The sequence below is a fragment of the Alistipes sp. AF14-19 genome, assembly GCF_003461645.1.
Lineage (GTDB): Bacteria > Bacteroidota > Bacteroidia > Bacteroidales > Rikenellaceae > Alistipes > Alistipes shahii.
Genome location: NZ_QTXM01000002.1, coordinates 14,141 through 37,483 on the forward strand (window position 1 = coordinate 14,141; position 23,343 = coordinate 37,483).

The 23,343-nt window shown below is 61.7% G+C and carries 21 protein-coding genes and 1 tRNA gene; 12 read left to right on the plus strand and 10 right to left on the minus strand.

The features are described 5' to 3' along the window. Position 1 precedes the first annotated feature (1 nt). Genes DWW03_RS02290 through DWW03_RS02300 form a run of 3 tightly spaced genes read left to right on the plus strand, consistent with a single transcriptional unit; the run spans position 2 to position 2,740 of the window. Positions 2–910, plus strand: a complete 909-nt coding sequence (locus DWW03_RS02290; protein WP_015546026.1) for a hypothetical protein — start codon at positions 2–4, stop codon at positions 908–910. Then, complete coding sequence (locus DWW03_RS02295; protein ID WP_015546027.1) at positions 907–2,100, plus strand: MFS transporter; 1,194 nt, start codon at positions 907–909, stop codon at positions 2,098–2,100. The genes DWW03_RS02290 and DWW03_RS02295 overlap by 4 nt, the downstream gene beginning before the upstream one ends. Beyond that, positions 2,090–2,740: a CatB-related O-acetyltransferase gene (locus DWW03_RS02300; protein WP_118406233.1), complete on the plus strand. Its 651-nt coding sequence runs from the start codon at positions 2,090–2,092 to the stop codon at positions 2,738–2,740. Before DWW03_RS02295 ends, DWW03_RS02300 begins: the two co-directional genes overlap by 11 nt. On the opposite strand, the gene DWW03_RS02305 is transcribed toward DWW03_RS02300, so the two are convergent. Beyond that, positions 2,711–3,076: a DMT family protein gene (locus tag DWW03_RS02305; RefSeq protein ID WP_015546029.1), complete on the minus strand. Its 366-nt coding sequence runs from the start codon at positions 3,074–3,076 to the stop codon at positions 2,711–2,713. The genes DWW03_RS02300 and DWW03_RS02305 overlap by 30 nt on opposite strands. A gap of 45 nt (positions 3,077–3,121) precedes the next feature. Here DWW03_RS02305 and DWW03_RS02310 point away from each other — a divergent pair, with 45 nt between their 5' ends. Further along, the gene (locus DWW03_RS02310; RefSeq protein WP_022062065.1) at positions 3,122–3,922 is read left to right on the plus strand and encodes an SDR family NAD(P)-dependent oxidoreductase; all 801 of its coding nucleotides are present in this window, start codon (positions 3,122–3,124) and stop codon (positions 3,920–3,922) included. On the opposite strand, the gene DWW03_RS02315 is transcribed toward DWW03_RS02310, so the two are convergent. Both DWW03_RS02315 and DWW03_RS02320 read right to left on the minus strand, forming a co-directional pair. Continuing rightward, positions 3,919–4,578, minus strand: a complete 660-nt coding sequence (locus DWW03_RS02315; RefSeq protein ID WP_022062064.1) for an HAD family hydrolase — start codon at positions 4,576–4,578, stop codon at positions 3,919–3,921. The genes DWW03_RS02310 and DWW03_RS02315 overlap by 4 nt on opposite strands. 63 nt (positions 4,579–4,641) lie before the next feature. Then, on the minus strand, positions 4,642–7,131 hold the full coding sequence (locus DWW03_RS02320; RefSeq protein ID WP_118406235.1) for a DUF5686 family protein: 2,490 nt from the start codon (positions 7,129–7,131) through the stop codon (positions 4,642–4,644). Between the two features lie 82 nt (positions 7,132–7,213). Between DWW03_RS02320 and ybaK the strand changes: the two genes are divergently transcribed. Next, on the plus strand, positions 7,214–7,705 hold the full coding sequence (gene ybaK / locus DWW03_RS02325; RefSeq protein WP_015546032.1) for a Cys-tRNA(Pro) deacylase: 492 nt from the start codon (positions 7,214–7,216) through the stop codon (positions 7,703–7,705). A gap of 291 nt (positions 7,706–7,996) precedes the next feature. Here the strand turns inward: ybaK and rfbB are convergent, their stop codons facing one another. The 4 genes from rfbB to rfbA are packed head-to-tail and all read right to left on the minus strand — an operon-like array spanning position 7,997 to position 11,353. Continuing rightward, entirely contained in the window at positions 7,997–9,055 is a 1,059-nt protein-coding gene (rfbB, locus tag DWW03_RS02330) for a dTDP-glucose 4,6-dehydratase (protein WP_118406236.1), read from the minus strand. Next, positions 9,052–9,912, minus strand: a complete 861-nt coding sequence (rfbD, locus tag DWW03_RS02335; RefSeq protein ID WP_022062344.1) for a dTDP-4-dehydrorhamnose reductase — start codon at positions 9,910–9,912, stop codon at positions 9,052–9,054. Before rfbD ends, rfbB begins: the two co-directional genes overlap by 4 nt. Next, positions 9,909–10,472, minus strand: a complete 564-nt coding sequence (gene rfbC / locus DWW03_RS02340) for a dTDP-4-dehydrorhamnose 3,5-epimerase (protein ID WP_022062343.1) — start codon at positions 10,470–10,472, stop codon at positions 9,909–9,911. The genes rfbD and rfbC overlap by 4 nt, the downstream gene beginning before the upstream one ends. Continuing rightward, positions 10,469–11,353 carry a glucose-1-phosphate thymidylyltransferase RfbA gene (rfbA, locus tag DWW03_RS02345; RefSeq protein WP_015546036.1) on the minus strand — a complete coding sequence of 295 codons (885 nt, stop codon included), beginning with the start codon at positions 11,351–11,353 and terminating at the stop codon, positions 10,469–10,471. The genes rfbC and rfbA overlap by 4 nt, the downstream gene beginning before the upstream one ends. Before the next feature lie 160 nt (positions 11,354–11,513). On the opposite strand from rfbA, the gene DWW03_RS02350 reads away from it, so the two are divergent. After that, a complete protein-coding gene (locus DWW03_RS02350; RefSeq protein ID WP_015546037.1) occupies positions 11,514–11,906 on the plus strand; it encodes a WbuC family cupin fold metalloprotein in 393 nt (130 codons plus the stop codon). Then, on the plus strand, positions 11,903–12,991 hold the full coding sequence (locus tag DWW03_RS02355) for a nucleotidyltransferase family protein (protein ID WP_022062342.1): 1,089 nt from the start codon (positions 11,903–11,905) through the stop codon (positions 12,989–12,991). The genes DWW03_RS02350 and DWW03_RS02355 overlap by 4 nt, the downstream gene beginning before the upstream one ends. Here the strand turns inward: DWW03_RS02355 and DWW03_RS02360 are convergent. Both DWW03_RS02360 and DWW03_RS02365 read right to left on the minus strand, forming a co-directional pair. Then, the gene (locus tag DWW03_RS02360) at positions 12,947–14,194 is read right to left on the minus strand and encodes an FRG domain-containing protein (protein ID WP_177863502.1); all 1,248 of its coding nucleotides are present in this window, start codon (positions 14,192–14,194) and stop codon (positions 12,947–12,949) included. The genes DWW03_RS02355 and DWW03_RS02360 overlap by 45 nt on opposite strands. Before the next feature lie 140 nt (positions 14,195–14,334). After that, positions 14,335–14,410, minus strand: a tRNA-Lys gene (locus tag DWW03_RS02365). A gap of 279 nt (positions 14,411–14,689) precedes the next feature. On the opposite strand from DWW03_RS02365, the gene DWW03_RS02370 reads away from it, so the two are divergent. Further along, positions 14,690–15,880, plus strand: a complete 1,191-nt coding sequence (locus DWW03_RS02370; protein ID WP_015546040.1) for a saccharopine dehydrogenase family protein — start codon at positions 14,690–14,692, stop codon at positions 15,878–15,880. 239 nt (positions 15,881–16,119) lie between these two features. Here DWW03_RS02370 and DWW03_RS02375 read toward each other — a convergent pair whose 3' ends face one another. Further along, on the minus strand, positions 16,120–16,371 hold the full coding sequence (locus DWW03_RS02375; RefSeq protein ID WP_022062340.1) for a hypothetical protein: 252 nt from the start codon (positions 16,369–16,371) through the stop codon (positions 16,120–16,122). A 480-nt stretch (positions 16,372–16,851) separates the two neighbouring features. Here DWW03_RS02375 and nspC point away from each other — a divergent pair, with 480 nt between their 5' ends. The 4 genes from nspC (at position 16,852) to ftcD (ending at position 23,343) form a co-directional block, all read left to right on the plus strand. Continuing rightward, positions 16,852–17,991, plus strand: a complete 1,140-nt coding sequence (nspC, locus tag DWW03_RS02380; protein ID WP_118406238.1) for a carboxynorspermidine decarboxylase — start codon at positions 16,852–16,854, stop codon at positions 17,989–17,991. Between the two features lie 33 nt (positions 17,992–18,024). Further along, positions 18,025–19,317: a cysteate synthase gene (locus DWW03_RS02385; protein WP_118406239.1), complete on the plus strand. Its 1,293-nt coding sequence runs from the start codon at positions 18,025–18,027 to the stop codon at positions 19,315–19,317. A gap of 151 nt (positions 19,318–19,468) precedes the next feature. Further along, positions 19,469–21,451, plus strand: a complete 1,983-nt coding sequence (locus DWW03_RS02390) for a TonB-dependent receptor (protein WP_022062337.1) — start codon at positions 19,469–19,471, stop codon at positions 21,449–21,451. 191 nt (positions 21,452–21,642) lie between these two features. After that, positions 21,643–23,343 (plus strand): glutamate formimidoyltransferase, encoded by a 1,701-nt coding sequence (gene ftcD / locus DWW03_RS02395; protein ID WP_118406240.1) that lies wholly within the window; start codon positions 21,643–21,645, stop codon positions 23,341–23,343.

Consider the following 23,343-nt stretch of genomic DNA (forward strand, 5'->3'; position numbering starts at 1 on the left):
AATGCACCTGCTGGAACACCTGCACCGCAACGTGAAGACCGTCGCCATGCCGACGGCCATGGTTGTCGGGGCGTTGCTGTGCCGTCCGATCTCGGCGCTGGAGGAGCTGTCGGGGCAGATGATCACCCCGACGCTGATCTTCCTGATGCTGTTCGTCACCTTCTGCCGCGTGAAACCCAGCCAGATGAAGCCTTCGATGCTCCATGTGTGGCTGCTGCTGGTTCAGACGGTGGCCTGCATCGGGGTTTTTCTGCTGCTGCGTCCGCTGGACCTCATTCTGGCGCAGGGGGCGATGGTCTGCGTGCTGGCTCCCGTGGCGATGGCCGCGGTGGTCATCGGCGGCATGCTGGGGGCCAACGTCGCCACGATGGCTACGTACAGCCTGCTCTGCAACATGGCCGTCGCGCTGCTGGCGCCCGTGATCCTGACCTTCACGGGGACGGGGGCGTGCACCTTCGCGCAGATCCTGGCCCGCATCGCGCCGCTGCTGGTGATGCCGTTCGCCGCGGCGCAGTTCTGCCGGCTGGTCATCCCGAAGGCGGCGAAATGGGTCGGCGACCACAGCCAGATCTCGTTCTATATGTGGCTGGCGTCGCTGCTGGTCATCATCGGCCGCACGACGGCCTTCATCATCGACCTGCGCGACGCTTCGCTCGCGACGGAACTGTGGCTGGCCTTCGCCGCGCTGGCTATCTGCCTCGGGCAGTTCAAGGTGGGGCGCATGCTGGGCCGCCGTTACGGCGACGCTCCTGCGGGCGGACAGTCTCTCGGGCAGAAAAACACGGTCCTCGCGGTGTGGATGGCCCAGTCGTTCCTCGACCCGATCTCCTCGATCGCCCCCACGGCGTACATCGTGTGGCAGAACTTCGTTAACTCGTATCAGATATGGAGAAAGGACCGCGGGAAATGAACCGGGCGGGCAGGACGGTCTATCCGATCCTGCTGATGGTCTGCGCCACCCATCTGCTCAATGACATGATGCAGTCCGTCATTCCGGCGGTCTATCCGCTCCTTAAGGAGAAATTTGGCTTCACGTTTGCCCAGATCGGCCTCATCACACTGGTTTTCCAACTAACCTCGTCGCTTCTGCAACCTGTCGCCGGGCGGCTGGCCGACCTCCATCCGCGGCCCTATTCGCTGGCCGCGGGGATGTGTTTCACGCTGTGCGGACTGCTTGCGCTCGCCGCCGCTCCCGGCTTCGCCCTGATTTTGGTGTCGGTCGGACTGATCGGCTGCGGTTCGTCGGTCTTCCATCCCGAATCCTCGCGCGTGGCCCAGCTCGCCTCGGGAGGTCGCAAAGGGCTGGCGCAGTCGATCTTTCAGGTCGGCGGCAATGCCGGAAGCGCCATGGGGCCCCTGCTGGCCGCGCTGATCGTGATTCCGTTCGGGCAGGCTTCGATCGGTTGGTTCGCACTGGCCGCGCTGCTGGCTATCTTCATCCTCGTAAAGATCGGGAACTGGTACAAACGGCAACTGGCTTTGGCAGCCCGCAGGCCCGCCGTTGCGGCGGATACCACGGGGCCCGGACTCTCGAAACGTAAAATTCGGAATGCTCTCATTATCCTGGGCGTACTGGTCTTCTCGAAGTATTTCTACATCGCCTCGATGACCAACTATTTCACCTTTTTCCTGATGGACAAATTCTCGATGTCGGTGCAGGGAGCGCAGTATGCGCTTTTCGCTTTCCTCGCGGCTTCGGCGGCGGGGACCTTCATCGGCGGGCCGGTCGGCGACCGCATCGGACGTAAATATGTGATATGGGGCTCGATCCTCGGTGCGGCGCCCTTTACGCTGATGCTTCCCTATGCCGGCCTGACCGGTACCATCGTGCTGGCCGTCATCATCGGACTGGTCATCTCGTCGGCCTTCTCGGCCATTCTGGTTTATGCCACCGACCTGATGCCCGGCAAGGTCGGCATGATCGCCGGGGTCTTCTTCGGGCTGATGTTCGGACTGGGCGGCCTCGGCTCGGCCTTCTTCGGGTGGCTGGCCGACCGGACGAGCATCGAATTTATTTTCCGGGTCAGCACCCTGCTGCCCCTGCTGGGCATCATCACGGGCTTTTTACCCAACATAGAATTGAAAAGAGATGAAAAATAAGATATATCCCCGCGAGGGGGACCGGCAGACGGTCTATCTGAAAGAGGTCGTCAGCGACCCGAATATCGAGGTGGGGGAGTGGACGATCTACAACGATTTCGCGGCCGACCCCGTCGATTTCGAACGCAACAACGTGCTGTATCACTATCCGGTGAACGGCGACCGGCTGGTCATCGGGAAATTCTGCTCGCTGGCCTGCGGCGCGCGGTTCCTCTTCAACAGCGCCAACCATACGCTCAAATCGCTGTCCACCTATCCGTTCCCGATTTTCTGGGGCGAGGAGTGGGGCATCGACAAGTCGGAGGTGGCTTCGGCGTGGGACAACCGGGGCGACATCGTTGTCGGCAATGACGTGTGGATCGGTTACGAAGCGGTCGTGATGGCGGGCGTTACGATCGGTGACGGGGCGATCGTCGCCTCACGGGCCGTTGTGACGCGCGATGTGCCGCCCTATGCCATCGTCGGAGGCGTTCCGGCCAAGGTCATCAAATACCGCTTCGATCCGGCGACGGTCGAAAGCCTGCTTGCGATAAAATGGTGGGAGTGGCCTGCGGAGACGATCCGCCGGGCTTTGCCCCTGATCCGCGGCGGGAAGGCCGAAGAGCTGGCGCTATTTGCGGAAAATGAAATAGACGGCTAAAACCAGGCAGAGGAATCCCGCGAGGTGGTTCCAGCGCAGGGTGTCGGATTTCATAAAGACCAGCGCGAAGACGGTGAAGACCGAGAGCGATACGACCTCCTGAATCACCTTCAGTTCCCAGATCGAGAACGGACCTCCGAATTCGGCGCTGCCGATGCGGTTGGCGGGGACCTGGAAGCAGTATTCGAACAGCGCGATGCCCCAGCTCAACAGAACGATGGCCGTCAGCCCGAAGCGTTCGAGCCGTGATTTGAAGGCGATATGCCCGTACCATGCCAGCGTCATAAAGGCGTTGGAGACGACGAGCAGCAGAACGGTGGCGAGACCCCGAAACATAGGATACAGATTTTTAAACCGCGCAAAAGTAGCAAATTATTCGATATGATCTCCTCCCGGCAGCGAAAATACGCATTGGTGACCGGCGCTTCGTCGGGAATCGGCCGCGAATATGCCGCGCAGCTGGCGGCAAAAGGGTATGATTTGGTAATGGCGGGCAATCGCGACGAAGAGAATCGCGCCGCGGCCCGGGAAATTGCGGCGCGTTACGGCGTGCGCACGCTGCCGCTCTGCATGGACCTTTCGGAACCGGATGCCGCCGTGAAACTCCATGCCGAAACCTCGGCGCGCGGCATCGAAATCGGGGTGCTCGTCTGCAATGCGGGCGTCCTGCTGTTCGGTCCGCTGGCCGCAGCCCCACCCGAACGCATCGGCCGCATCGTCACGCTCCATTGCACGACGCCCGCGCTGCTGTGCCGTCTCTACGGGGAGGAGATGCGGCGACGGGGCGAGGGGTATATCCTCGTGATGTCGTCGGCGACGGCGTGGATGCCTTATCCGACGATTGCGGCCTACGCCGCGACGAAAAGTTTCCTGCGCACCTTCGCCCGGTCGCTGAATTTCGAGTTCCGCAAATACGGCGTCCGCGTGACGGGTGTTTTCCCGGGGGCGGTCGATACGCCGCTGTACGATCTGGACGCCGCCTGCCGCCGCCGGCTGCTTCGCTGGGGCGTCATGTCTGCGCCGCAGGGGGTGGCGCAACATGGCCTCCGGGCCTTGTTCCGGGGCCGTAGCAGCTGCATTCCGGGTGTTTTCACGAAAATCTGCGTCTGTGTCTGCCGGCTGGTTCCGGCGTGGCTGATGCGGTGCGTGCTGCGTATTCCCGCCGTCGCCCGGCTGTTTTAGGCCAGCAGGGCGCCGATGTCGTCGATGTCGGCGAATGAGTCGATGATCCGGTCGGCCTGCGGTTCGCGCTCCAGCTCTTCGCGCGGCAGAGTGGTCGTGAGGGCCACGATCCGGCCTGCGCCGGCCCGCCTCGCCGCTTCGAATCCCGCCCACGCATCCTCGAAGATCACGCAGTCGGCGGGCGAAACGCCCAGCGCCGCAGCCGCCGTGAGGTAGATCTCCGGGTCGGGTTTGCAGCGCGACACCATGTCGCCCGAGATCGCCGCATCGAAATAAGGCCGGATCGCACAGCTGTCGAGCACGAAATCTACGTTGGTCTTGCATCCCGACGAACCCACGGCGCACGGAATCCCCGCCGCACGGAGCCGTTCGAGCAACTCCTTCAGCCCTTCCACCGGGCGGATGTCCGGGGCGTATATTTCGCGGTAGATGGCTTCCTTCTCGTCGGCCAGCGCCGCGAGGCCCTTTTCGCGGATCACCTCCTCGGGCATCACCAGCCGCATGATGTCGTCGTTGCCCATGCCGAACCCGTTGGCGAGTTTCTCTCTCCAGTCGGTGACGCCGTAGCGGGCGCAAAAGATTTCGAAGGCCCGGATGTGTATCGGGGAGTTGGCGACCAGCGTGCCGTCCATGTCGAATATAGCTGCTTTCTTCATCGTCGGTTTCGTTTTCAGGGCCTAAAGATAGGCAAAATCCCCGACACGCACGGCTTGCGCCGGTCAGAATTTGAGATGCAGGCTTAAATTGACGGCGAAGTTCTGAATCTCCTGTCCGGGTTTGGGACTTCGGTGTGTGAGCCGCCAGATGCAGTCCACGCGGAAGAGCCTGAAGATGTTCTCCACGCCGAATCCGGCCTCGACATAGGGGTCCGACACCGAGGTCATGCCCGCGGGGAAGAGAAGGTCGGCCTGCGTTCCGGCCGTCGACCCGTTGTTTTCGCGCGAAAGCGTGCCCCACACGCCCTTGCAGACCAGCACCTCGCGCCATTTCAGCTTTTTGATCAGCGGCAGGCGGCCCAGCAGCACGCCGTTGAAGTGGTGCTCCCAGAACCACGACACCCATGCGTCGGAGGCGAACTCGTAGAAATTCATGCACGAGAAGGCGTAGGGATCGTAGAAATAGGTGCCGTTGCCCTCGTGGAGTTTGAGCAGTTGGTAGGGGACCTTGCCGAAGATGCGCCCGCCCTGCACCGTGATGTCCGAATACCCCACGGGCGGCAGTTCCGGACGGTAGCGGATGCCGCCTTCGAGGCGGTAGTATTCGTAGCTGCCGTGCAGCGCGTCGGGAATCCCCGCCGAGAATCCGAGCGTCAGGATGGGGTAGACCGAACCCATCGACTGCTTGTCGAAGGGCATGCGGTAGACCGTTTCGTTTTTCGAGAGCCGCAGGCCGACGTGCACCGCGGCGTCGGAAACCGAGTTGACGGGCACACCGTCGGGCCGCAGCATCGGCACGTAACGGTTGGCGAAGATGCGCTGCATGCGCGCGCCGGCGAAGGTGCTCACGCCGTGACACCACTCGTGTTCGTAGACCGCCTCGCCGCGGTTGACCATCGAGAGCCGCTGGTCGCCGCGCGAGAGTATCGACGAGAGGATGTTGCTTTCGGTCAGCGCGTTCTGCCCGGCGCCGAGCTGCATCACGTCGTGCCGTGCCGTGAGGGTCAGTTTGCGCGTGAGGTGGCGGTTGAAGGCCACCTCGACGCTGCCGCCGCCCTTCACGTCCTCGTCGCGCGTGCCGTAGGCCACGTAGCCCCCGACGCGCACCGTGCGGCTCACTTCGGTCGTCGTGCGCCCGCCCAGCTGCATGCGGAAGCCTTCCAGCTTGTTGAAGCTGGCCAGTTTGTAGTAGGGGCCGATGCCGATGTATTTCGTATTCCAGTAGCCGACGATCACCGTGTTGATGAGGGTGTAGATGTTGCGGTACAGCGGCACGTGCTGCACCGAGTCGACCATCGCGTAGATGCCTTTCTCCTTTTCGCTCAAACTGTAAGGGCGCACCTGCTCCCAGAACTCCTCCCGGCGGTGCCCGGGTTCCTCGTCGCGCACCACGACGTTGTTGTCCATGCGCAGCACCTCGTCGGGGATCGGCTCGCCGATGCGCACGTCGCTGTAAGCCACCTCGCGCGTGCCGATGAACGAGGTGAGTTTCGACGAATCGGCCGTCGAGACGGAGAATTCCGCCGACACGCGGTCGCGGACGCGAAACCAGCGGCCCTTGTCCGCCGGACGGTTCTCGTTGTCGAGCATCAGGTGCCTGATCCAGTTGACGTTCACGCCCTTGGGCATGCGCGCCGAGGCCGACTGGAGGGCGTAGGACGCCGAGTCGATGTTGACCTCTCCGTCGAGCACCGGGGTGGTGAGGCGCTTGGGATGGAAGCGGATTTTGTAGACCTTGCGTCCCTCGGTCACCATGCTGTCCACCAGGAAATAGTTGTAGAACGCGCGTCCCCCGTCGGAGAGCGGGCTGGCGAAGCGCACGTTGAAGATGTCGATGAAGTTGTCGTAGAAATTCACGTCGCCGTGCATGCCTCCCGTGAACTGGGCCGCGGCGAAGTTGTCCTCGACGCCCGAGATGCGGCTGGCGCGGATCACCTCGCGCTTGAATGCCGGATGGCTGCTGCGGTAGAGGTCGGCCGTGGACTCGGAGATCATCGCCGGGAGATAGGCCTGGCCCGTGAGCGCCGAGGTGTCGACGTAATCGAAGACGAACCCGAAGTTGCGCTGGAGACGGCGGCTCCGGAACTGCGGCCTGATGTTCGTGAGGTCCAGCTCCATCTTGGTGTAGGTGCGGCAGCTGTACGTGTCGTACCGCTCGGGGTCGTTCAGCGGCTTGTTGCGGATCACGCCGTCGAGAATGGGGTAGGCGGGGTTTTCGCCGGGGGTGATGACCACCTGCCCGATGCCGAACTCCACGGCTTCGAGGGCGAAATCCACGTGGTTGAAGGTCCCGGGCGTCAGCGGCAGGGTCCGTGTGGCGTAACCGACCATCGAGGCCTGCACGCGGCTCACGGTGTCGCGGGTTTCGAGGGCGTAGATTCCCTGCTCGTCGGTGGTGATTCCCGTCGTGGTTCCGGGGAATACGACGCTGACGAATTGCAGGGGCTTTCCGTCCGCGGCGTCGGTCACCTGCCCGCGTACGCGCGTGGTCTGCGCCGAAGCGCCTGCGGCCCAGAGAAGTCCTGCCAGAAATATGAGTGTCCGTTGCGTCATGATCGGGCAAATGTAGCAAAAATGCACACATTCGGGTAATTTAAACTACCTTTGCGGCAGATAAGAAGATAAAGGGAACAATATGGCACATCCCAAAGTCGAAAAGACGAATGCCGCGCGGCTGCTCGACCGCGCGAAGATCGCATACGAACTGGTTCCGTACCGGGTGGACGAAGAGCACCTCGCCGCGACGCACGTCGCCGAACAGCTGGGCGAGGATATAGCGACCGTTTTCAAGACCCTCGTTCTGAAGGGCGACCGCACGGGCTATTTCGTCTGCGTCGTGCCCGGCGACCACGAAGTGGACCTGAAAGCCGCGGCGAAGATCTCCGCCAACAAGAAGGCCGATCTGATTCCGATGAAGGAGCTGCTGCCCGTGACGGGCTACATCCGCGGGGGCTGTTCGCCGATCGGCATGAAAAAGGCCTTTCCGACCTACATCCACGCCACGGCTGCCGGCCTGCCTTTCATCTATGTCAGTGCGGGGGTGCGGGGTCTGCAACTCAAGGTCGCCCCTTCGGACCTGGCGGCCTGCGTCCGGGCGACGTTCGCCGAGATCAGCCGCAAAGGGTAGGTTTGATAAATACGGAGTTTTTCGTAGTTTTTTCTGAACGGAGTTATCGCATCTGCTTCCCGCCGCCACAAGCGGAGACTGATCCCGACTCGATGCCGCAGCCGTGAAACGCAGGGCGGCCTAAAAGCGCGAGCGGAGGGGGCGGTTTGTTTACAAACCCGCGAATAGTCGCCCGGAGCCAGCGTTAGGCCGCCCAAAGTAGGCGAAGGCATCTGTCGGAGAGTTTTTGGTACTTTTTGCGATCAAAAAGTACATAAGCACCGGATCGTGAAACGATCCGAAAATATGCGTCTACCGCCCGGTATACATTTCCTGATAGTACCGCTCGTATTCCCCCGAGGTGATGTCGTCCATCCACTCCTGGTTGGCGAGGTACCACCGCACGGTCTTCTCGATGCCCTCCTCGAATTGCAGCGAAGGTTCCCAGCCCAGCTCCTCCTTGAGTTTGCGCGAGTCGATGGCGTAGCGCAGGTCGTGCCCGGCCCGGTCGGTGACGTAGGTGATCAGCTTCTCCGAAGCCCCTTCGGGCCGTCCCAGCAGGCGGTCCACCGTCCGGATGATCTCCCGGATCAGGTCGATGTTCCGCCACTCGTTGAAACCGCCGATGTTGTACGTCTCGCCGTCGCGTCCCCGGTGGAATATCGTGTCGATGGCCCGGGCGTGGTCCTCGACGTAGAGCCAGTCGCGGACGTTTTCGCCCCGGCCGTAGACCGGCAGCGGCTTTTCGTGGCGGATGTTGTTGATGAACAGCGGTATGAGCTTCTCGGGAAACTGATAAGGCCCGTAGTTGTTCGAACAGTTCGTCACCACGGCCGGGAATCCGTACGTGTCGTGGAACGCCCGTACGAAATGGTCCGACGAGGCTTTCGACGCCGAGTAGGGCGAGTGGGGGTCGTAGCGGGTCTGCTCGGTGAAGAGCGTCCCGTCGAACGGCAAGGCCCCGTAGACCTCGTCGGTCGAGATGTGGTGGAAGCGTCTGCCTTCCCATGCGCCGTTCCAATGCTCCCGTGCGGCTTGCAACAGCGTCAGCGTCCCCATCACGTTGGTCCGCGCGAAAGTGAACGGATCGCGGATCGAGCGGTCGACGTGGCTTTCGGCCGCGAGATGGATCACCCCGTCTATGTCGTACTCCGCGAAGAGGCTGCGCATGGCATCGTAGTCGCAGATGTCGCCTTTGACGAACGTGTAGTTCGGACGGTTCTCGACGTCCCGCAGGTTCGCGAGGTTGCCGGCGTAGGTCAGGCGGTCGAGGTTTACGATCCGATAGTCGGGGTATTTCCCGACGAACAGCCGCACGACGTGCGAGCCGATGAATCCGGCGCCGCCGGTGATCAGGATATTGCGTTTCATCGCAGCATGTTTTTCAGACAGTAGAGCATCGACTCCCGCCAGTGGGGGATTTCCAGCCCGAACGTCTCTTTGATTTTGCTTTTGTCCAGCACCGAGTAGGCCGGGCGGGCGGCCTTGGTCGGGAATTCCGCCGTGCGGCAGGGGCGGATGCGGCATTTGTCGTGCCCGGCGGCGGCGGCGATCTCCGCGGCGAAGTCGTACCACGACGCCACGCCCTCGTTCGAAAAGTGGTAGAGGCCCTCGTTTCCGGCGAAATAGCCGCCTTCGACGATCGAGAAGATCGTCATGGCCAGGTCCCCGGCGTAGGTCGGGGTCCCCGCCTGATCGAAGACCACGTTCAGACGCTCCTTTTCGGCCGTCAGCCGGAGCATCGTTTTCAGGAAGTTGTTCCCGTATTCGGAATAGAGCCACGCCGTGCGGAAGGTCAGGTATTTGCACCCCGACTCCGCAACGGCCCGCTCCCCGGCGAGTTTCGTGCGCCCGTAGACGCCCAGCGGTGCGGTCGGGGCGTCTTCCGTGTAGGGCAGGTGTGCCGTGCCGTCGAAGACGTAGTCCGTCGAGACGTGGATCAGCGTCGCGCCGTTCGCCTCCGCGGCCCGGGCGAGGTTCTCCGCCGCCCCGCGGTTCAGCCGGTCGGCCGCCTCCTCGTCCTCCTCGGCGCGCTCCACGTTGGTGTAGGCCGCGCAGTTCACGATCACTTCGGCGCGGGTCTGCGCCACGGCCTGCCGGACGGCCCCGGCGTCGGTGACGTTGAGTTCCGCCACGTCGGTAAAGGTGTAGTTGTTGGGCGACACGGCGCTCAGCCGCTGCATTTCACGGCCCAGCTGGCCGTTGGCGCCCGTTACGAGTATGTTCATGGTCTGTCGTATTCGAAAAGTTCCGGTGCGTCGGCCAGCTGCGGGTGCCGGCGGTCTTTCTCCGAGAGGAGTATTTCGCCGGCCGGAAGCCGCCAGTCGATCGCGAGCGCGGGGTCGTCCCACGCAATGCCGCCCTCGCTGCCGGGGGCGTAGTAGTTGTCGCATTTGTATTGGAAGACGGCCTCGTCGCTCAACACGGCGAATCCGTGGGCGAATCCGCGGGGGATGAACAGCTGCCGCTTGTTCTCTCCGTCGAGCAGCGCGGCGACGTGCCGTCCGAAGGTCGGCGATCCGCGGCGGATGTCCACCGCCACGTCGAGCACGCGGCCCCTGACCACGCTCACCAGCTTCGCCTGGGCGTATTCCCCCTTCTGGAAATGCAGTCCCCGGACCACTCCGTAGCGCGATTTCGACTCGTTGTCCTGCACGAACCGCACCGGCCCGACCAGTTCGTCGAACTGCCGCTGCGAGAAACGCTCCATAAAATAACCCCTTGCGTCCCCGAACACCTCCGGTTCGAGAAGCACCACGCCGGGGATCTCCGTTTTTATCGCTTTCATCGTTTCGATTCTTCGATTACCTTCAACAGATACCGTCCGTACTGGTTCTTGAGCATCTGCCCGGCCAGTGCGCGCATCTTCTCCTCCGTGATCCAGCCGTTGCGGTAGGCGATGCCTTCGAGGCAGGCGATTTTCAGCCCCTGCCGCTTCTCGATCACCTCCACGAAGATCGAGGCTTCGGCCAGCGAGTCGTGCGTGCCCGTGTCGAGCCATGCGAATCCCCGCTGGAGGGTCTGCACTTTCAACGCTCCGCCGGCGAGAAACGCCTGGTTCACCGAGGTGATCTCCAGTTCGCCGCGCGCCGAGGGACGGATGGATTTGGCCACCTCCACGACCTTGTTGGGGTAGAAGTACAGCCCCACCACGGCGTAGTTCGACTTCGGATGCGCAGGCTTCTCCTCGATCGAGAGGCAGTTGCCCGCGGCGTCGAACTCCGCGACGCCGTACCGCTCGGGGTCCTCGACCCGGTAGCCGAAGATCGTCGCCTTGCCCGCTTCCTCCGCGCTGCGCACGGCCTCCCGGAGCATGCCCGTGAAGCCCGCCCCGTGGAAGATATTGTCGCCCAGCACCAGACAGACCGAATCGCCGCCGATGAACTCCTCGCCGATCAGAAACGCCTGCGCCAGCCCGTCGGGCGAGGGCTGTTCGGCGTACTCGATGCTTACGCCGTAGTCCGAGCCGTCGCCCAGCAGCCGCCGGAATCCCGGGAGGTCGGCCGGCGTCGAGATCACGAGTATCTCGCGGATGCCGGCCAGCATCAACGCCGAAATCGGATAATAAATCATGGGCTTGTCATAAATGGGCAGCAGTTGCTTGCTCACACCTTTCGTGATGGGATACAGGCGCGTGCCCGAGCCTCCGGCTAATACGATACCTTTCATTTTCTTGCGTCGTTGACGTCGCCCGCGGGCCTTTTCTCCGGGTCTTCGGGCGGATAATTTCGATCGAAGGTACGGTTTTTTTGCGAAAATCCGATCTCCGTGCCTGTTTTTTTGCAAAGTATCGCTATCTTTACCGGGACTAATTCAAACCATAGACAGTATGATTCTCGACGATAAACTTCTGGACGAAGTGACCGCCCGGGCGAAGACGAGCGAACGCCTGCGGATGAATTTCAACCTTCACGACTCGCTCGACGCCAAGGCCCAGCGTCTGCTCAACGCCCTGGAGCCGGGCACGGTGCTGCCCGTGCACCGCCATCCCCACACGGATGAAACCTATGTCATCCTGCGCGGCCGCTTCGACGTGATTTTCTGCGACGAGCACGGCCGCCAGACGCAGCGTTTCGCGCTCGACCCGCTGAAAGGCGTCTACGGCATCCACGTCCCCAAAGGGCAGTGGCACACGCTGGAGGTTCTCGAAAGCGGCACGGTGCTGTTCGAGGTCAAGGACGGTCCCTATGCGCCGTTGGCGCCGGAGGACATGGTGCGATGACGCGGGCTGCCGAACGACTGTTCGCCCTCGTGCGGGCGACGCTGCGCAACCGTATGGACGACGCATCGCTGTTCGAGGGGACCGACGCGGCGCAGTGGCGTGAAATCTACGACCTCTCCTCGGTGCAGGGCGTGCTGGCCCAGGCGTGGGACGGGATGCAGCTCCTGCCCGAAGCGATGCGGCCGCCCAGGGCGCTGCGCCTGCAATGGGCCGTCAACGTCGAACGGATCGAAAAGGTCTACCGCCGGCAGGAGCGGGCCATCGCCCGCCTCGCGGCGTTCTACCGCGAGCATGCGATCCCGATGATGCTGCTCAAGGGCTACGGCTTGAGCCTTTTCTATCCCGTTCCGGAACACCGTCCCTGCGGGGACATCGACATCTGGCTTTTCGGGCGTCAGCCCGAGGCCGACAAGCTGGTCGCCCGGGAGTGGGGCGTTCCGGTCGACGTGCACAAGGAGCACCACACGACGTTCGACGTCGACGGCATCATGGTCGAGAATCATTACGACTTTGTCAATAAGGAGACGCACGCCTCCAACGCGCGTCTCGAACGGCTGTTCAAGCAGTATGCCGCGCAGCCCGGCGAGTCGGTCGCCGTTGCGGGCGTAGCCGTCTACCTGCCTTCGGAGCAGCTCAACGCCCTGTTCCTGCTGCGCCATGCCGCCGTGCATTTCGCGGCGATCAACATCGGCCTGCGGCATGTTCTGGACTGGTGCGTCTTCGTCGCGCACTGCCACGACCGGATCGACTGGCCGGCTCTGTACGCCGTGGCCCGGGAGACCCGGATGGTCGGGTTCCTGAACTGCCTCAACGCCCTCTGCGTCGACTGCCTGGGGCTGGAGGCCCCGTCGCTCCCGGATTTCGAACGCGACGCCGAACTCGAAAAGCGGGTGCTGGACGAAATCCTCTCCCCGGCGTTCTCCGGCGAGCAGCCCGAAGGGTTGCTGCGCGTGGTCCGGTTCAAGACCCGCCGCTGGTGGGCGAACCGCTGGAAACACCGGCTGGTCTTCGACGAGGGTCTTGCCGGCGCCTTCGTGCGTTCAGTCTGGGCGCATCTGAAACGTCCGCAGTCGATCGCCGGGTAACCGTCTTGTCGGGGACCAATCCAGGATTTGGTTGTACCGGTGAATTTTGCCGTCGGCCTCCGGAACGCTGTGTTCGAAAGCCGTGTCCGTTTCCCAGCCTTGCATCTTGTCCTTTTCCGAAAGGAGTTTTACAATGCCGGAATCGTATCCTCCGGGAGCCGGAAATCCGCCCTGCAAATTTTTTAAAACGAGCGTATGGTATAACGAGGAGGTTGTGTTGCAGCCGGTTTGCCGATTGCCGGTGATGAGTCTGCGCCGGGTCAGCAACCGCCGGATTTGACCGAGTCCGTGATTTTGCCATTCGGAGACCGCTTTTTGTATCTCGTCGGAAGTGAATTTCCAATGGCACTTATGCGGGGCGGTGAAAGAGCATTGTTGATTCCGCATTTGTCGTTCCCAATAATTCCGGCTTTTGCCGTCACCCCATTTTTTGGTTGCCAGGCTCAAAGCCTGGTGCGAGTAGATTTTTGTATCACGGATTGATTTCGTTCGTTCCGATAGCATGTCCGATCGCCACAAATAAGCGTATTTCCGACAGTATTCCTCCGAATCCTGCTTCGTGTAATTGAATGAATAGAGGTTGGCTTTCAGTTTTTCGCCTTCGTCCAAATGCAGCGAAAACGCCTTTTGATTTCCAGGTCGGTCGAATGGTTGCAGTCCGATGGCTTTTAGCTTCGAGGTGAATAGGTTCTCCAATTTCTTCGGAGAGTAATCCGTATAGGAGAATACGTTTATCGCGTAAAGGTAACCGATGTATTCCCGTTCTTGGCTTTTGGCGGTATAACGGTCGTTTCGCGGGTCGTAATCGCACATGGCAAAAAACAGGGCTATGTCCGGATCGACCGTCAGGTCCAAAATGTCGGTTTGCAGCCCGTAGTGTTGCGCAAGACCGAGATAATCGATACTGAATTTTTGCTGCCTGAAGTACTGAACGGCGGGCAGTTCTTCGGCCATAAGTTGGAATTCGGCGCATTTGAGCCGCTGTTCGAAGATTTCACCGGGCGTTTTTCGCCTGCGATACAATGTAGGCGCACAGTCTTTGTAAAAAGCATTCTGGCCCCGAAAAAGAAAGGCGTAGTCAGAGGCTGTGGGCAGCAATATGTATGAATTGCCGGAGGCCTGAATGATTTCGAATTTATCCGTCGGCGGTGCGAACGGCCCGGTTTCGAATTCCGATGACCGGGCATGCAGATAACGGTGCATATCCTGCTTTAGCCGACCGATCGTGTCGTAATGCTGTTGAGGGGGTATCGAACACCAGGGTATTCGAATCAAGTCGTCGGAGATCATCGGACAATAATTGAATGCAAACGAAAAAAGGAAGGCCTCGACCTTCCTTTCTCTGGTGATCCCGCTGGGGCTCGAACCCAGGACCCCAACATTAAAAGTGTTGTGCTCTACCAGCTGAGCTACGGAATCTCCGTGTGCCAAAATGGGAATCGTTTCCGTTTTGGTGGTGCAAATGTACGGATTTATTTTTAAAATCCAATACCCGGCCTGCAAATTTTGCGCAAAAGTGTGTTTTTTGCCTTTCCGGCTGCCGGATGCCGCCTGCAGGCGATAGGCGTCCGGGCATCTTCCGGCGGTTTCGGCCGGCCGGGATCGTGAAATTTGGCGCGCGGATTTTGTTTTGCCGAAATAAAAGGATATTTTTGTAGGCGTTAAGATGAAATCTAACTTTTAAAACCGAATAATTCTATGTGTAAAGCGCTGATAATCGGAGCCGGCGGCGTCGGAACGGTGGTGACGCAGAAAATCGCGGCCAATCCCGTCTTCACGGACGTGATGCTGGCCAGCCGTACCAAATCCAAATGCGACGCCGTTGCGGCCGCCATCGGCGGCAACCGCGTGAAGACCGCCGAGGTCGACGCCGACAGCGTGCCGCAGCTGTGCGAACTGTTCCGCGCGTTCAAACCCGACATCGTGGTCAACGTGGCGCTTCCGTACCAGGATCTCACGATCATGGACGCCTGCCTCGAATGCGGCTGCAACTACCTCGATACGGCCAACTACGAGCCGAAGGACGAGGCGCATTTCGAATACTCGTGGCAGTGGGCCTATCAGGACCGCTTCAAGGCCGCGGGACTCACGGCGATCCTCGGCTGCGGTTTCGACCCGGGCGTGACGGCCATCTTCACGGCCTATGCCGCCAAGCACCATTTCGACGAAATCCACTACCTCGACATCGTCGACTGCAACGCCGGCAACCACGGCATGGCTTTCGCCACGAACTTCAACCCCGAGATCAACATCCGCGAGGTGACCCAGAAAGGGCGTTATTACGAGAACGGAGAGTGGGTGGTGACCGAGCCGCACGAGATCCACAAGCCGCTCAATTATCCGGGCATCGGCGAGCGCGAGTCGTACGTCATCTACCACGAGGAGTTGGAGTCGCTCGTGAAGAACTATCCCACGATCCGGCGTGCGCGCTTCTGGATGACCTTCGGTCAGGAGTACCTGACGCACCTGCGCGTGATTCAGAACATCGGCATGGCGCGTATCGACCCGATCATCTACAACGGCGTCGAGATCGTCCCGATCCAGTTCCTCAAGGCGGTTCTTCCCGATCCCAAGTCGCTGGGCGCCAACTATCACGGCCAGACCTCGATCGGTTGCCGCATCAAGGGCCTGAAGGACGGCAAGGAGCGCACCTACTATATTTATAACAACTGCGACCACGAACAAGCCTTCAAGGAGACCGGCACGCAGGCTGTGTCGTTCACCACGGGCGTTCCGGCGGCTTTGGGCGCTTCGATGTGGGCCAAGGGCCTCTGGCGCGGCGCCGGCGTGTTCAACGTCGAGGAGTTCGATCCCGATCCGTTCCTCGCCGAGCTGGGCGAGCAGGGCCTGCCGTGGCACGAGCTGTTCGATGTGAATCTCGAAGTGTAGGTTTTTGAAGATTGCGGCGCAGATGCCGCACATCCCTCAAAATCCCCGGATGGATAGTGCCGAAGTACGTCCCATCCGGGGATTTTTCACGATGCACGACAGATGCACCGCACCGATCGAAAACGGTGGCGGTCCCGCAGAACGGCAGTTCGCCGCCGCGCCCCGCGGAGGACTGCACTCCGTTTGCCGCCGCCGTCGGACCGAATCTGAAACCCATGTTCCGTTCTTCCGCCGCCGGACTACTCGCCGACCCGCCCCGTCAGCAGCCACCGGGCGTCGATCTGCGGAAACCGTGCGCAGATGCGCTCCACGAGCAGGGGCGTCAGAGGCCTGTTGTCGAACAGGACGAGGTAGAGCAGCTCGGCGTCGGGCATCCCGATCTGACGGGCGAAAAGTTCGGTGTAAAACCCCGAGGCGCGGATCACGAACCGGAGCCGTTCGCTGGCGTAGCTGTAATCGTTGGGGTGGGGGCGTCGGGACTTGTTTTCCATCGTGCGAATTTTTGGATGACGCGCCCGTAAAAACGAACGCGGACTACTGTTACTCATTCGGTGGAAGGCTCTGGAAAACCCTGAAACAAACAAGCACATATAGCCCGCGCCGTAATGACGTAGAAAACCATATCCCATGCCATACGGCGCGAGCCGCACCGCAGAGCGGGATATGCGCTTGGCTGTTTCGGGTAAATTTTCCAGATTTTCCACCAGCCAAGACAACCCGCGACAGCGGATTGTGTTTGCAAAGATACGAAAAAATCGGAATGCTGTTAATCTTTTCGCTCCGAAAGCGGCGGTCGTAAGTATAAATGCGTATTTTCCCGAAAACCAAGCCTGCGCAGCGTGGTTTTCAGGAGGTTTTTGCTACTTTTGCAACTGTTTTGGACGTTTTCGTTGAGCGAGGGCAGAGCCGGGCTTGCCCGGATTATGCCGAGCGGAGAAAACGAAGGATGAAATCCAACTAAAAACAATTCGATGATTGACTTTCTGAAACTGCCTTCACCGTGCTACGTCCTCGACGAGGAGCTGCTGGACCGGAACCTGGCGACTGTCGACCGTGTGCGCCGGGAATCGGGCGCCGAAATTATCGTCGCCCTGAAGGCCTGCGCCATGTGGAGCATTTTTCCCGAGCTGGCGAAGCATTCCGACGGTGCGACTGCAAGTTCCGCTGCCGAGGCGCGTCTCGTTTTCGAGGAGTTCGGGCGTCCCGCCCACACCTACGCCCCGGTCTACACGGACTCCAATATCGACGAAATCCTCAATTGCAGCGATCATATCACGTTCAATTCGCTGTCGCAGTTCCGCCGCTTCGGCCAGAAAGCCCTTATCAACGGCATTTCCTGCGGCCTGCGGATCAACCCGCAGTATTCGCCCGTCGAGACGGACCTCTACAACCCCTGCGTCCCCGGCTCGCGGCTGGGCGTCACGGCCGAACAGCTGGCGGCGCACGGCGGACTTCCGGCGGGTGTCGAGGGGCTGCATTTCCACGTCCTCTGCGAATCGCGCCCGGAGCATCTGCAAAAGGCGCTGGAGGCCGTCGAGACGCATTTCGGAGCGTATCTCGACCGGATCAAATGGCTCAACATGGGCGGCGGCCACCTGATGACGGCCTCGTGGTATGACTGCGACCGCCTGATCGCTCTGCTGAAGGCGTTCAGGTCCCGCCATCCGAACCTGCGGCTGATCCTCGAACCCGGCAGCGCCTTCACGTGGCGCACGGGCTTTCTGGTTTCGACCGTCGAGGACATCGTGGAGAACGGCGGGGTGACGACGGCGATGCTCGACGTGTCGTTCGCCTGCCACATGCCCGACTGCCTCGAAATGCCCTACAAACCCGCCGTCATCGGAGCGCATGAACCCGCCGACGGCGAAAAGCGCTGGCGCATGGGCGGCACGAGCTGCCTTGCGGGCGACTACTGCGGCGACTGGGCTTTCGACCGCGAGCTGAAGGTGGGGGAGCGCGTCGTCTTCGAGGACATGATCCACTACACGATGGTCAAGACCACGATGTTCAACGGCGTACACCATCCGTCCATCGTCATCGCGCGCCGCGACGGCCGCACCGACGTCATCCGCGAATTCGGCTACGAGGACTTCCGGAACCGCATGTCATAGACAATATTGAATTCAGATATACGAAACCTCTTCATGGAAAATTTCACACCTACCCCCTACACGTTGGAATGCGTCGCCACGGGCCGCGAATTCGAAGACGCCGGCTGGATGCTTGCCGACCCGCAGTGCAAGGAGACTTCGCTCGTGCGCACCAAATACGCCCGCAAACAGATCGACGTGAAACCCGCCGACTGGGGCCTGTACCGTTTCTCGGACTGGATGCCCGTGCGGCGTATCCTCAAAGGTTCGTCGGCTCCCGTGACCTATAAGAGCAAGGGCCTCGCCGCGCACCTCGGGCTGGAAAACCTCTGGATCACCTTCAACGGCTGGTATCCGGCCATCGGGGCCACGATGTCGACCTGCTCGTTCAAGGAGACCGAGGCCTATTCGGTCTGCGGCCGCGCCGCTGCCGACGAACGGCGCGTGCTGGTGGTGGCTTCGGCCGGAAACACCGCCCGGGCCTTCGCCAAGGTCTGCTCGGACAATAACATCAGGCTGCTGCTCTCGGTTCCCTACGACAATATCGGCGCGCTGTGGTTCGACCAGCCGCTGAACCCCTGCGTGAAACTCATTTCGTGCGAGAAGGGCGGCGACTATTTCGACGCCATCCATTTGAGCGACATTGCGCTGAAAAGCCCCGGCTTCTACGCCGAGGGCGGCGCCAAGAACGTCGCGCGCCGCGACGGCATGGCCTGCACGGTCCTTTCGGCCGTGACGACCATCGGCCGCATTCCCGACTACTATTTCCAGGCCGTGGGCAGCGGCACGGGCGCCATTGCCGCCTGGGAGGCCAACATGCGTCTGGTGGAGGACGGCCGCTTCGGGCGGAATACGATGAAGCTGATGGTGGCGCAGAACGCCCCGTTCGTTCCGATGTACGACGCCTGGCAGGCGGCATCGCGCAAGCTGCTGCCTTACGACGACGACAAGGCGCGCCGCGACGCGGAGATCATCGACGCCAAGGTGCTTTCGAACCGCCGTCCGCCTTACAGCGTCACGGGCGGTCTTTTCGATGCGCTGAAAGCCACCGGCGGCGAGGTTTTCGTGGCCACGAACGCCATGGCGCGCAAGGCCCGCAAGCTGTTCCACGAACTCGAAGGCGTCGACATCTATTCGGCGGCGGGCGTTGCGCTGGCGTCGCTCGTCAATGCCGTGAACGCGGGTAAAATCGAGAAGGACGCCACCGTCATGCTCAATGTCACGGGCGGCGGCGAGGAGCACTTCAAGGAGGGCAAGGAGCTGTGGTATCTCAAGCCGAGCCATGTCTTCCCGCTCGAACCCGACGAAAACGACGTCGTGGAGAAGGTCGAGGCGCTGTTCAACTGAATGACAGCGGGTTGACTGATTGCTTCAGTGCGATTTACACAAACGGGCCTGTGTAGCCCGTTTTTTTTGTTACCTTTGCGCGTCCGAACCGGGGATCAGCAGCCGGACCCGGTTCGGACGTTTTTTCACTTTTAACCCAAATTTCAAACAAATGGAAAACATCCAAACAAAGCAGTACCCCTGCTTCAAGCGTTGGAGTCGCAAAAACTGGTCGGTTTTTGCCAGCCTCCACCGTTATGTGACTATCGGGGTCCTCTCTGTCGGGATGTCGATCCTGCTGCTTGCGACGCAAGGTGCGTCCGCGCAGACTGTCGACACGACCGCTGTCCTCAAGACATTGCGGATACGGGAAGTCGGCGTCACCGGGAGTCAGACGGCTCCCGCGCGCAACGCCCAGTCGCACACCCCGCTTTTCGACCGGAAAGCCCAGGCCCCGGCGCCTGTCCAGACTCTGGAAGCCGCCCTGCGCCTTGCTCCTTCGGTCGATGTCCGCGAACGCGGAGGCAAGGGAACGCAGGCCGACATCTTCATCCGGGGAGGCTCTTTCGACCAGACCATGGTCCTTCTCAACGGCATTGATTTCACCGATGCCCGCACCGGGCATCAGTCCCACGCGCTGCCCGTCGACCTCGACTGCATTTCGGCCGTCGAACTGATCGACGGCGTTCCGGGCGTCGGAGCCTACGCCGGTGCGGTGAACATCCGCACCGCGCCGCTGCGGCCCACCTACCTGCGCCTCGAAGCCTCGGGCGGCCAGTACAGCTATGGCTACGGGAATCTTTCGGGCGCGGTGAGTGCGGGACGCTTCTCGGTGCTCGGCGCGGCTTCGTACCGCCGCAGCGACGGCTACCGGCACAATACCGATTTCTCCAACTACAACGCATTCGTACGGGCGACCTACGACGGCGGGCGGGCCGGGTTCTTCGACTTGCAGGCCGGGTGGCAGGACCGCGATTTCGGCTCCAACGGTTTCTATGCGGCCTACAATCCCGACCAGTGGGAGCATACCGCTACGGCCCTGGGGTCGCTGCGGTGGCTGAAAACCGCAGGCCGCTTTTCGCTGGGGGCCGCCGCGAGCTACCGCAAGAACTTCGACCGCTACGACTGGACGCGCGGCACGGCGATGAACCGCCACAACACGGACAATGTCGGAGCGAAGCTCTGGGCCGACTGCGACTGGGCGGCGGGCGTTACCACCGTGGGCGGAGACTATGCTTTCAACCACATTTACAGCACCAATCTCGGTGACAAGCTCTCGGTTCCCGAAGGCCATTACACCCATGCCAAGGCGCGCCACACGGGCAACCTGTGGCTGCGGCACGCCAAGCGGTGGCGGCATTTCGACGCGGCGGTTTCGGCGGGCGTGAGCCTCACGCCCTACGGCACTTCGGCCCTGTGGAGCCTTTCGGCGGGCTATGCCCCCGCGGCCGGGCTGCGCCTCGAAGCCGGGGCGTGGCAGTCGATGCGCCTGCCGACCTTCACGGACCTCTACTACACCTCCCCGGCGCAGATCAACAACCTCGATCTTGCGCCGGAACACGCAGTCACATACCGACTTGGCGTGGATTACCTCAAGCGGAGCTGGAACCTTTCGGCGCAAGCCTATTACCGCTCCGGGCGCGACATCATCGACTGGGTCTGGCGCGAGGACATGGGCAGCAAGTGGCATTCCGAACAGACGAGCAGCCTCGATACCTTCGGGATCGAACTCGCGGGCGGCTATACGGTTTCGGAAGGCTTCCTGCGCCGCGTGACGCTCTCGTACGGCTACATCACGACCGACCGGAACGCGGACGTCATCGCCAAAAGCGCGATGGATTTCATGCGTCACAAGGCGGCATTGGCCGTGGAGGTGCATTTCCTGCGGCGGATGTCGCTTGCGCTGACCGGCTCGGTCTACGACCGCAACGGCAGTTACACGCATTACCCCGAACCGGGCAACGCCTCCCTTAACGAAGAACGCGACTACAAGCCCTATTTCCTGCTCGACGGACGTCTCCAGTGGGAGAAGGGCATCTGCCGCCTTTATGTCGACGCCACGAACATCACCGACACGCGCTACTGCGACATCGGCGGAATCCGCCTGCCGGGTTTCTGGTGTACGGGCGGGGTGACGCTGACCATCGGCAAATAACCCTCCGAAGTCGGGGCGCATCCGCTTGCGAAGCGTTTCCGGATTTCGTCCGGCTGCAATCCTGGCCCGGTGCATTTGTGCACCGGGCCTTTCTGTTTTTGCAAAAAGCCGCCTGTTTTGTTACGGTTTTTTCGGATTTCTCCCGATTATTATTTATCTTTGAAGTATAAGAATTTAAATGCGACGATCCTATGTCCCAAAGAATCATTGAATGCGTTCCCAATTTCAGCGAGGGACGCGATAAGGCCGTGATCCGGCAAATCACCGCGGCCATCGAGGCCTCCGGGGGCGTCAAACTGCTCGACGTGGACCCCGGCGAGGCGACCAACCGCACGGTCGTGACCTTCGTCGGCGAACCCGAAGCGGTCGTCGAGGCCGCTTTTGCCGGGGTGAAGCGGGCGGCCGAACTGATCGATATGCGCCGCCACAAGGGGGCGCATCCCCGCATGGGGGCCACCGACGTGCTGCCGCTGATACCGATTGCGGGCGTCACGCTTGCGGAGTGCGCCGAACTGGCGCGCGCGCTGGCCCGGCGTATCGCCGACGAACTGCGCATTCCGACCTATTGCTACGAGGCCGCGGCCTTTGCGCCCGAACGGAAAAACCTCGCCGTGTGCCGCGCCGGGGAGTACGAGGCCCTGCCCGAGAAACTGGCGCACACGGCATCCGCGCCCGATTTCGGGGCGCGTCCCTTCGACGAGGGGGTTGCCCGCACGGGAGCCACGACCGTCGGGGCGCGCGACTTCCTGATCGCCGTGAATTTCAACCTGAACACCACCTCCACGCGCCGCGCCAACGCCATCGCCTTCGACGTGCGCGAAAAGGGGCGTCCCGTCCGCGAGGGCAACCCCATCACGGGCAGGGTGGTGAAGGATGCCGCGGGAAATCCCGTGATGCAGCCCGGAACGCTTCCGGCCACGAAGGCCATCGGCTGGTTCATCGAGGAGTACGGCATCGCGCAGGTCTCGATGAACATCACCGACATCTCCAGGACGCCGCTCCACGCGGCTTTCGACGAGGTGTGCCGCAAGGCCGACGCCCGCGGCGTGCGCGTCACGGGGACCGAAATCGTGGGGCTGGTTCCGAAACGGGCTTTGGTCGAAGCCGGCAAATACTTCCTCCGCAAGCAGCGTCGCTCGACGGGCGTCGCCGAGGAGGAGATCGTCCGCATTGCCGTCAAGTCGATGGGATTGGACGACCTGAAGCCGTTCGATCCTGCCGAGAAGGTGATCGAGTACCTGCTTGAAGCGGAGGTTCCGAAGAAGCGGCTTATCGACATGACCTGCAAGGCGTTCGCCGAAGAGACGGCGAGCGAATCTCCCGCTCCGGGCGGCGGCTCGATCGCGGCCTACATGGGTGCGCTGGGCGCGGCCCTCGGGACGATGGTCGCCAACCTCTCGTCGCACAAGGCGGGGTGGGACGACCGCTGGGAGGAGTTTTCCGACTGGGCCGAACGGGGGCAGGCCGTTCTTGCGGAGCTTCTGCACCTCGTGGACGAGGACACGGCGGCGTTCAACCGCATCATGGCGGTTTTCGCCATGCCCAAGTCGACCGACGAGGAGAAGGCGGCGCGCAGCGCCGCGTTGCAGGAGGCGACGCTCTATGCCACGGAGGTTCCTCTGCGGACGATGAAGGCCGCCTCGCGGGTTTTTGAAATCGTGCGCGCCATGGCCTCGGAGGGCAACCCCAATTCGGTCTCCGACGCCGGCGTGGGTGCGCTGGCGGCCCGCAGCGCGGTGCTGGGGGCGTGCCTCAATGTGAAGATCAACGCCGCGGGGCTGAAGGACCGTGCCGTGGCCGATGCGCTGACCGCCGAGGCCGAGGCGCTGGCCGCCGAAGCCGTGCGTCTCGAAGCGGAGGTCTTGCAGATCGTCGAATCTAAAATCGGATAA

Excerpts from the sequence above, each read along its gene's own strand:
- DWW03_RS02290 (WP_015546026.1), top strand. The coding sequence starts at position 2 with ATGCACCTGCTGGAACACCTGCACCGCAACGTGAAGACCGTCGCCATG.
- DWW03_RS02295 (WP_015546027.1), top strand. The coding sequence starts at position 907 with ATGAACCGGGCGGGCAGGACGGTCTATCCGATCCTGCTGATGGTCTGC.
- DWW03_RS02300 (WP_118406233.1), top strand. The coding sequence starts at position 2,090 with ATGAAAAATAAGATATATCCCCGCGAGGGGGACCGGCAGACGGTCTAT.
- DWW03_RS02305 (WP_015546029.1), bottom strand. The coding sequence starts at position 3,076 with ATGTTTCGGGGTCTCGCCACCGTTCTGCTGCTCGTCGTCTCCAACGCC.
- DWW03_RS02310 (WP_022062065.1), top strand. The coding sequence starts at position 3,122 with ATGATCTCCTCCCGGCAGCGAAAATACGCATTGGTGACCGGCGCTTCG.
- DWW03_RS02315 (WP_022062064.1), bottom strand. The coding sequence starts at position 4,578 with ATGAAGAAAGCAGCTATATTCGACATGGACGGCACGCTGGTCGCCAAC.
- DWW03_RS02320 (WP_118406235.1), bottom strand. The coding sequence starts at position 7,131 with ATGACGCAACGGACACTCATATTTCTGGCAGGACTTCTCTGGGCCGCA.
- ybaK (WP_015546032.1), top strand. The coding sequence starts at position 7,214 with ATGGCACATCCCAAAGTCGAAAAGACGAATGCCGCGCGGCTGCTCGAC.
- rfbB (WP_118406236.1), bottom strand. The coding sequence starts at position 9,055 with ATGAAACGCAATATCCTGATCACCGGCGGCGCCGGATTCATCGGCTCG.
- rfbD (WP_022062344.1), bottom strand. The coding sequence starts at position 9,912 with ATGAACATACTCGTAACGGGCGCCAACGGCCAGCTGGGCCGTGAAATG.
- rfbC (WP_022062343.1), bottom strand. The coding sequence starts at position 10,472 with ATGAAAGCGATAAAAACGGAGATCCCCGGCGTGGTGCTTCTCGAACCG.
- rfbA (WP_015546036.1), bottom strand. The coding sequence starts at position 11,353 with ATGAAAGGTATCGTATTAGCCGGAGGCTCGGGCACGCGCCTGTATCCC.
- DWW03_RS02350 (WP_015546037.1), top strand. The coding sequence starts at position 11,514 with ATGATTCTCGACGATAAACTTCTGGACGAAGTGACCGCCCGGGCGAAG.
- DWW03_RS02355 (WP_022062342.1), top strand. The coding sequence starts at position 11,903 with ATGACGCGGGCTGCCGAACGACTGTTCGCCCTCGTGCGGGCGACGCTG.
- DWW03_RS02360 (WP_177863502.1), bottom strand. The coding sequence starts at position 14,194 with ATGCACCGTTATCTGCATGCCCGGTCATCGGAATTCGAAACCGGGCCG.
- DWW03_RS02370 (WP_015546040.1), top strand. The coding sequence starts at position 14,690 with ATGTGTAAAGCGCTGATAATCGGAGCCGGCGGCGTCGGAACGGTGGTG.
- DWW03_RS02375 (WP_022062340.1), bottom strand. The coding sequence starts at position 16,371 with ATGGAAAACAAGTCCCGACGCCCCCACCCCAACGATTACAGCTACGCC.
- nspC (WP_118406238.1), top strand. The coding sequence starts at position 16,852 with ATGATTGACTTTCTGAAACTGCCTTCACCGTGCTACGTCCTCGACGAG.
- DWW03_RS02385 (WP_118406239.1), top strand. The coding sequence starts at position 18,025 with ATGGAAAATTTCACACCTACCCCCTACACGTTGGAATGCGTCGCCACG.
- DWW03_RS02390 (WP_022062337.1), top strand. The coding sequence starts at position 19,469 with ATGGAAAACATCCAAACAAAGCAGTACCCCTGCTTCAAGCGTTGGAGT.
- ftcD (WP_118406240.1), top strand. The coding sequence starts at position 21,643 with ATGTCCCAAAGAATCATTGAATGCGTTCCCAATTTCAGCGAGGGACGC.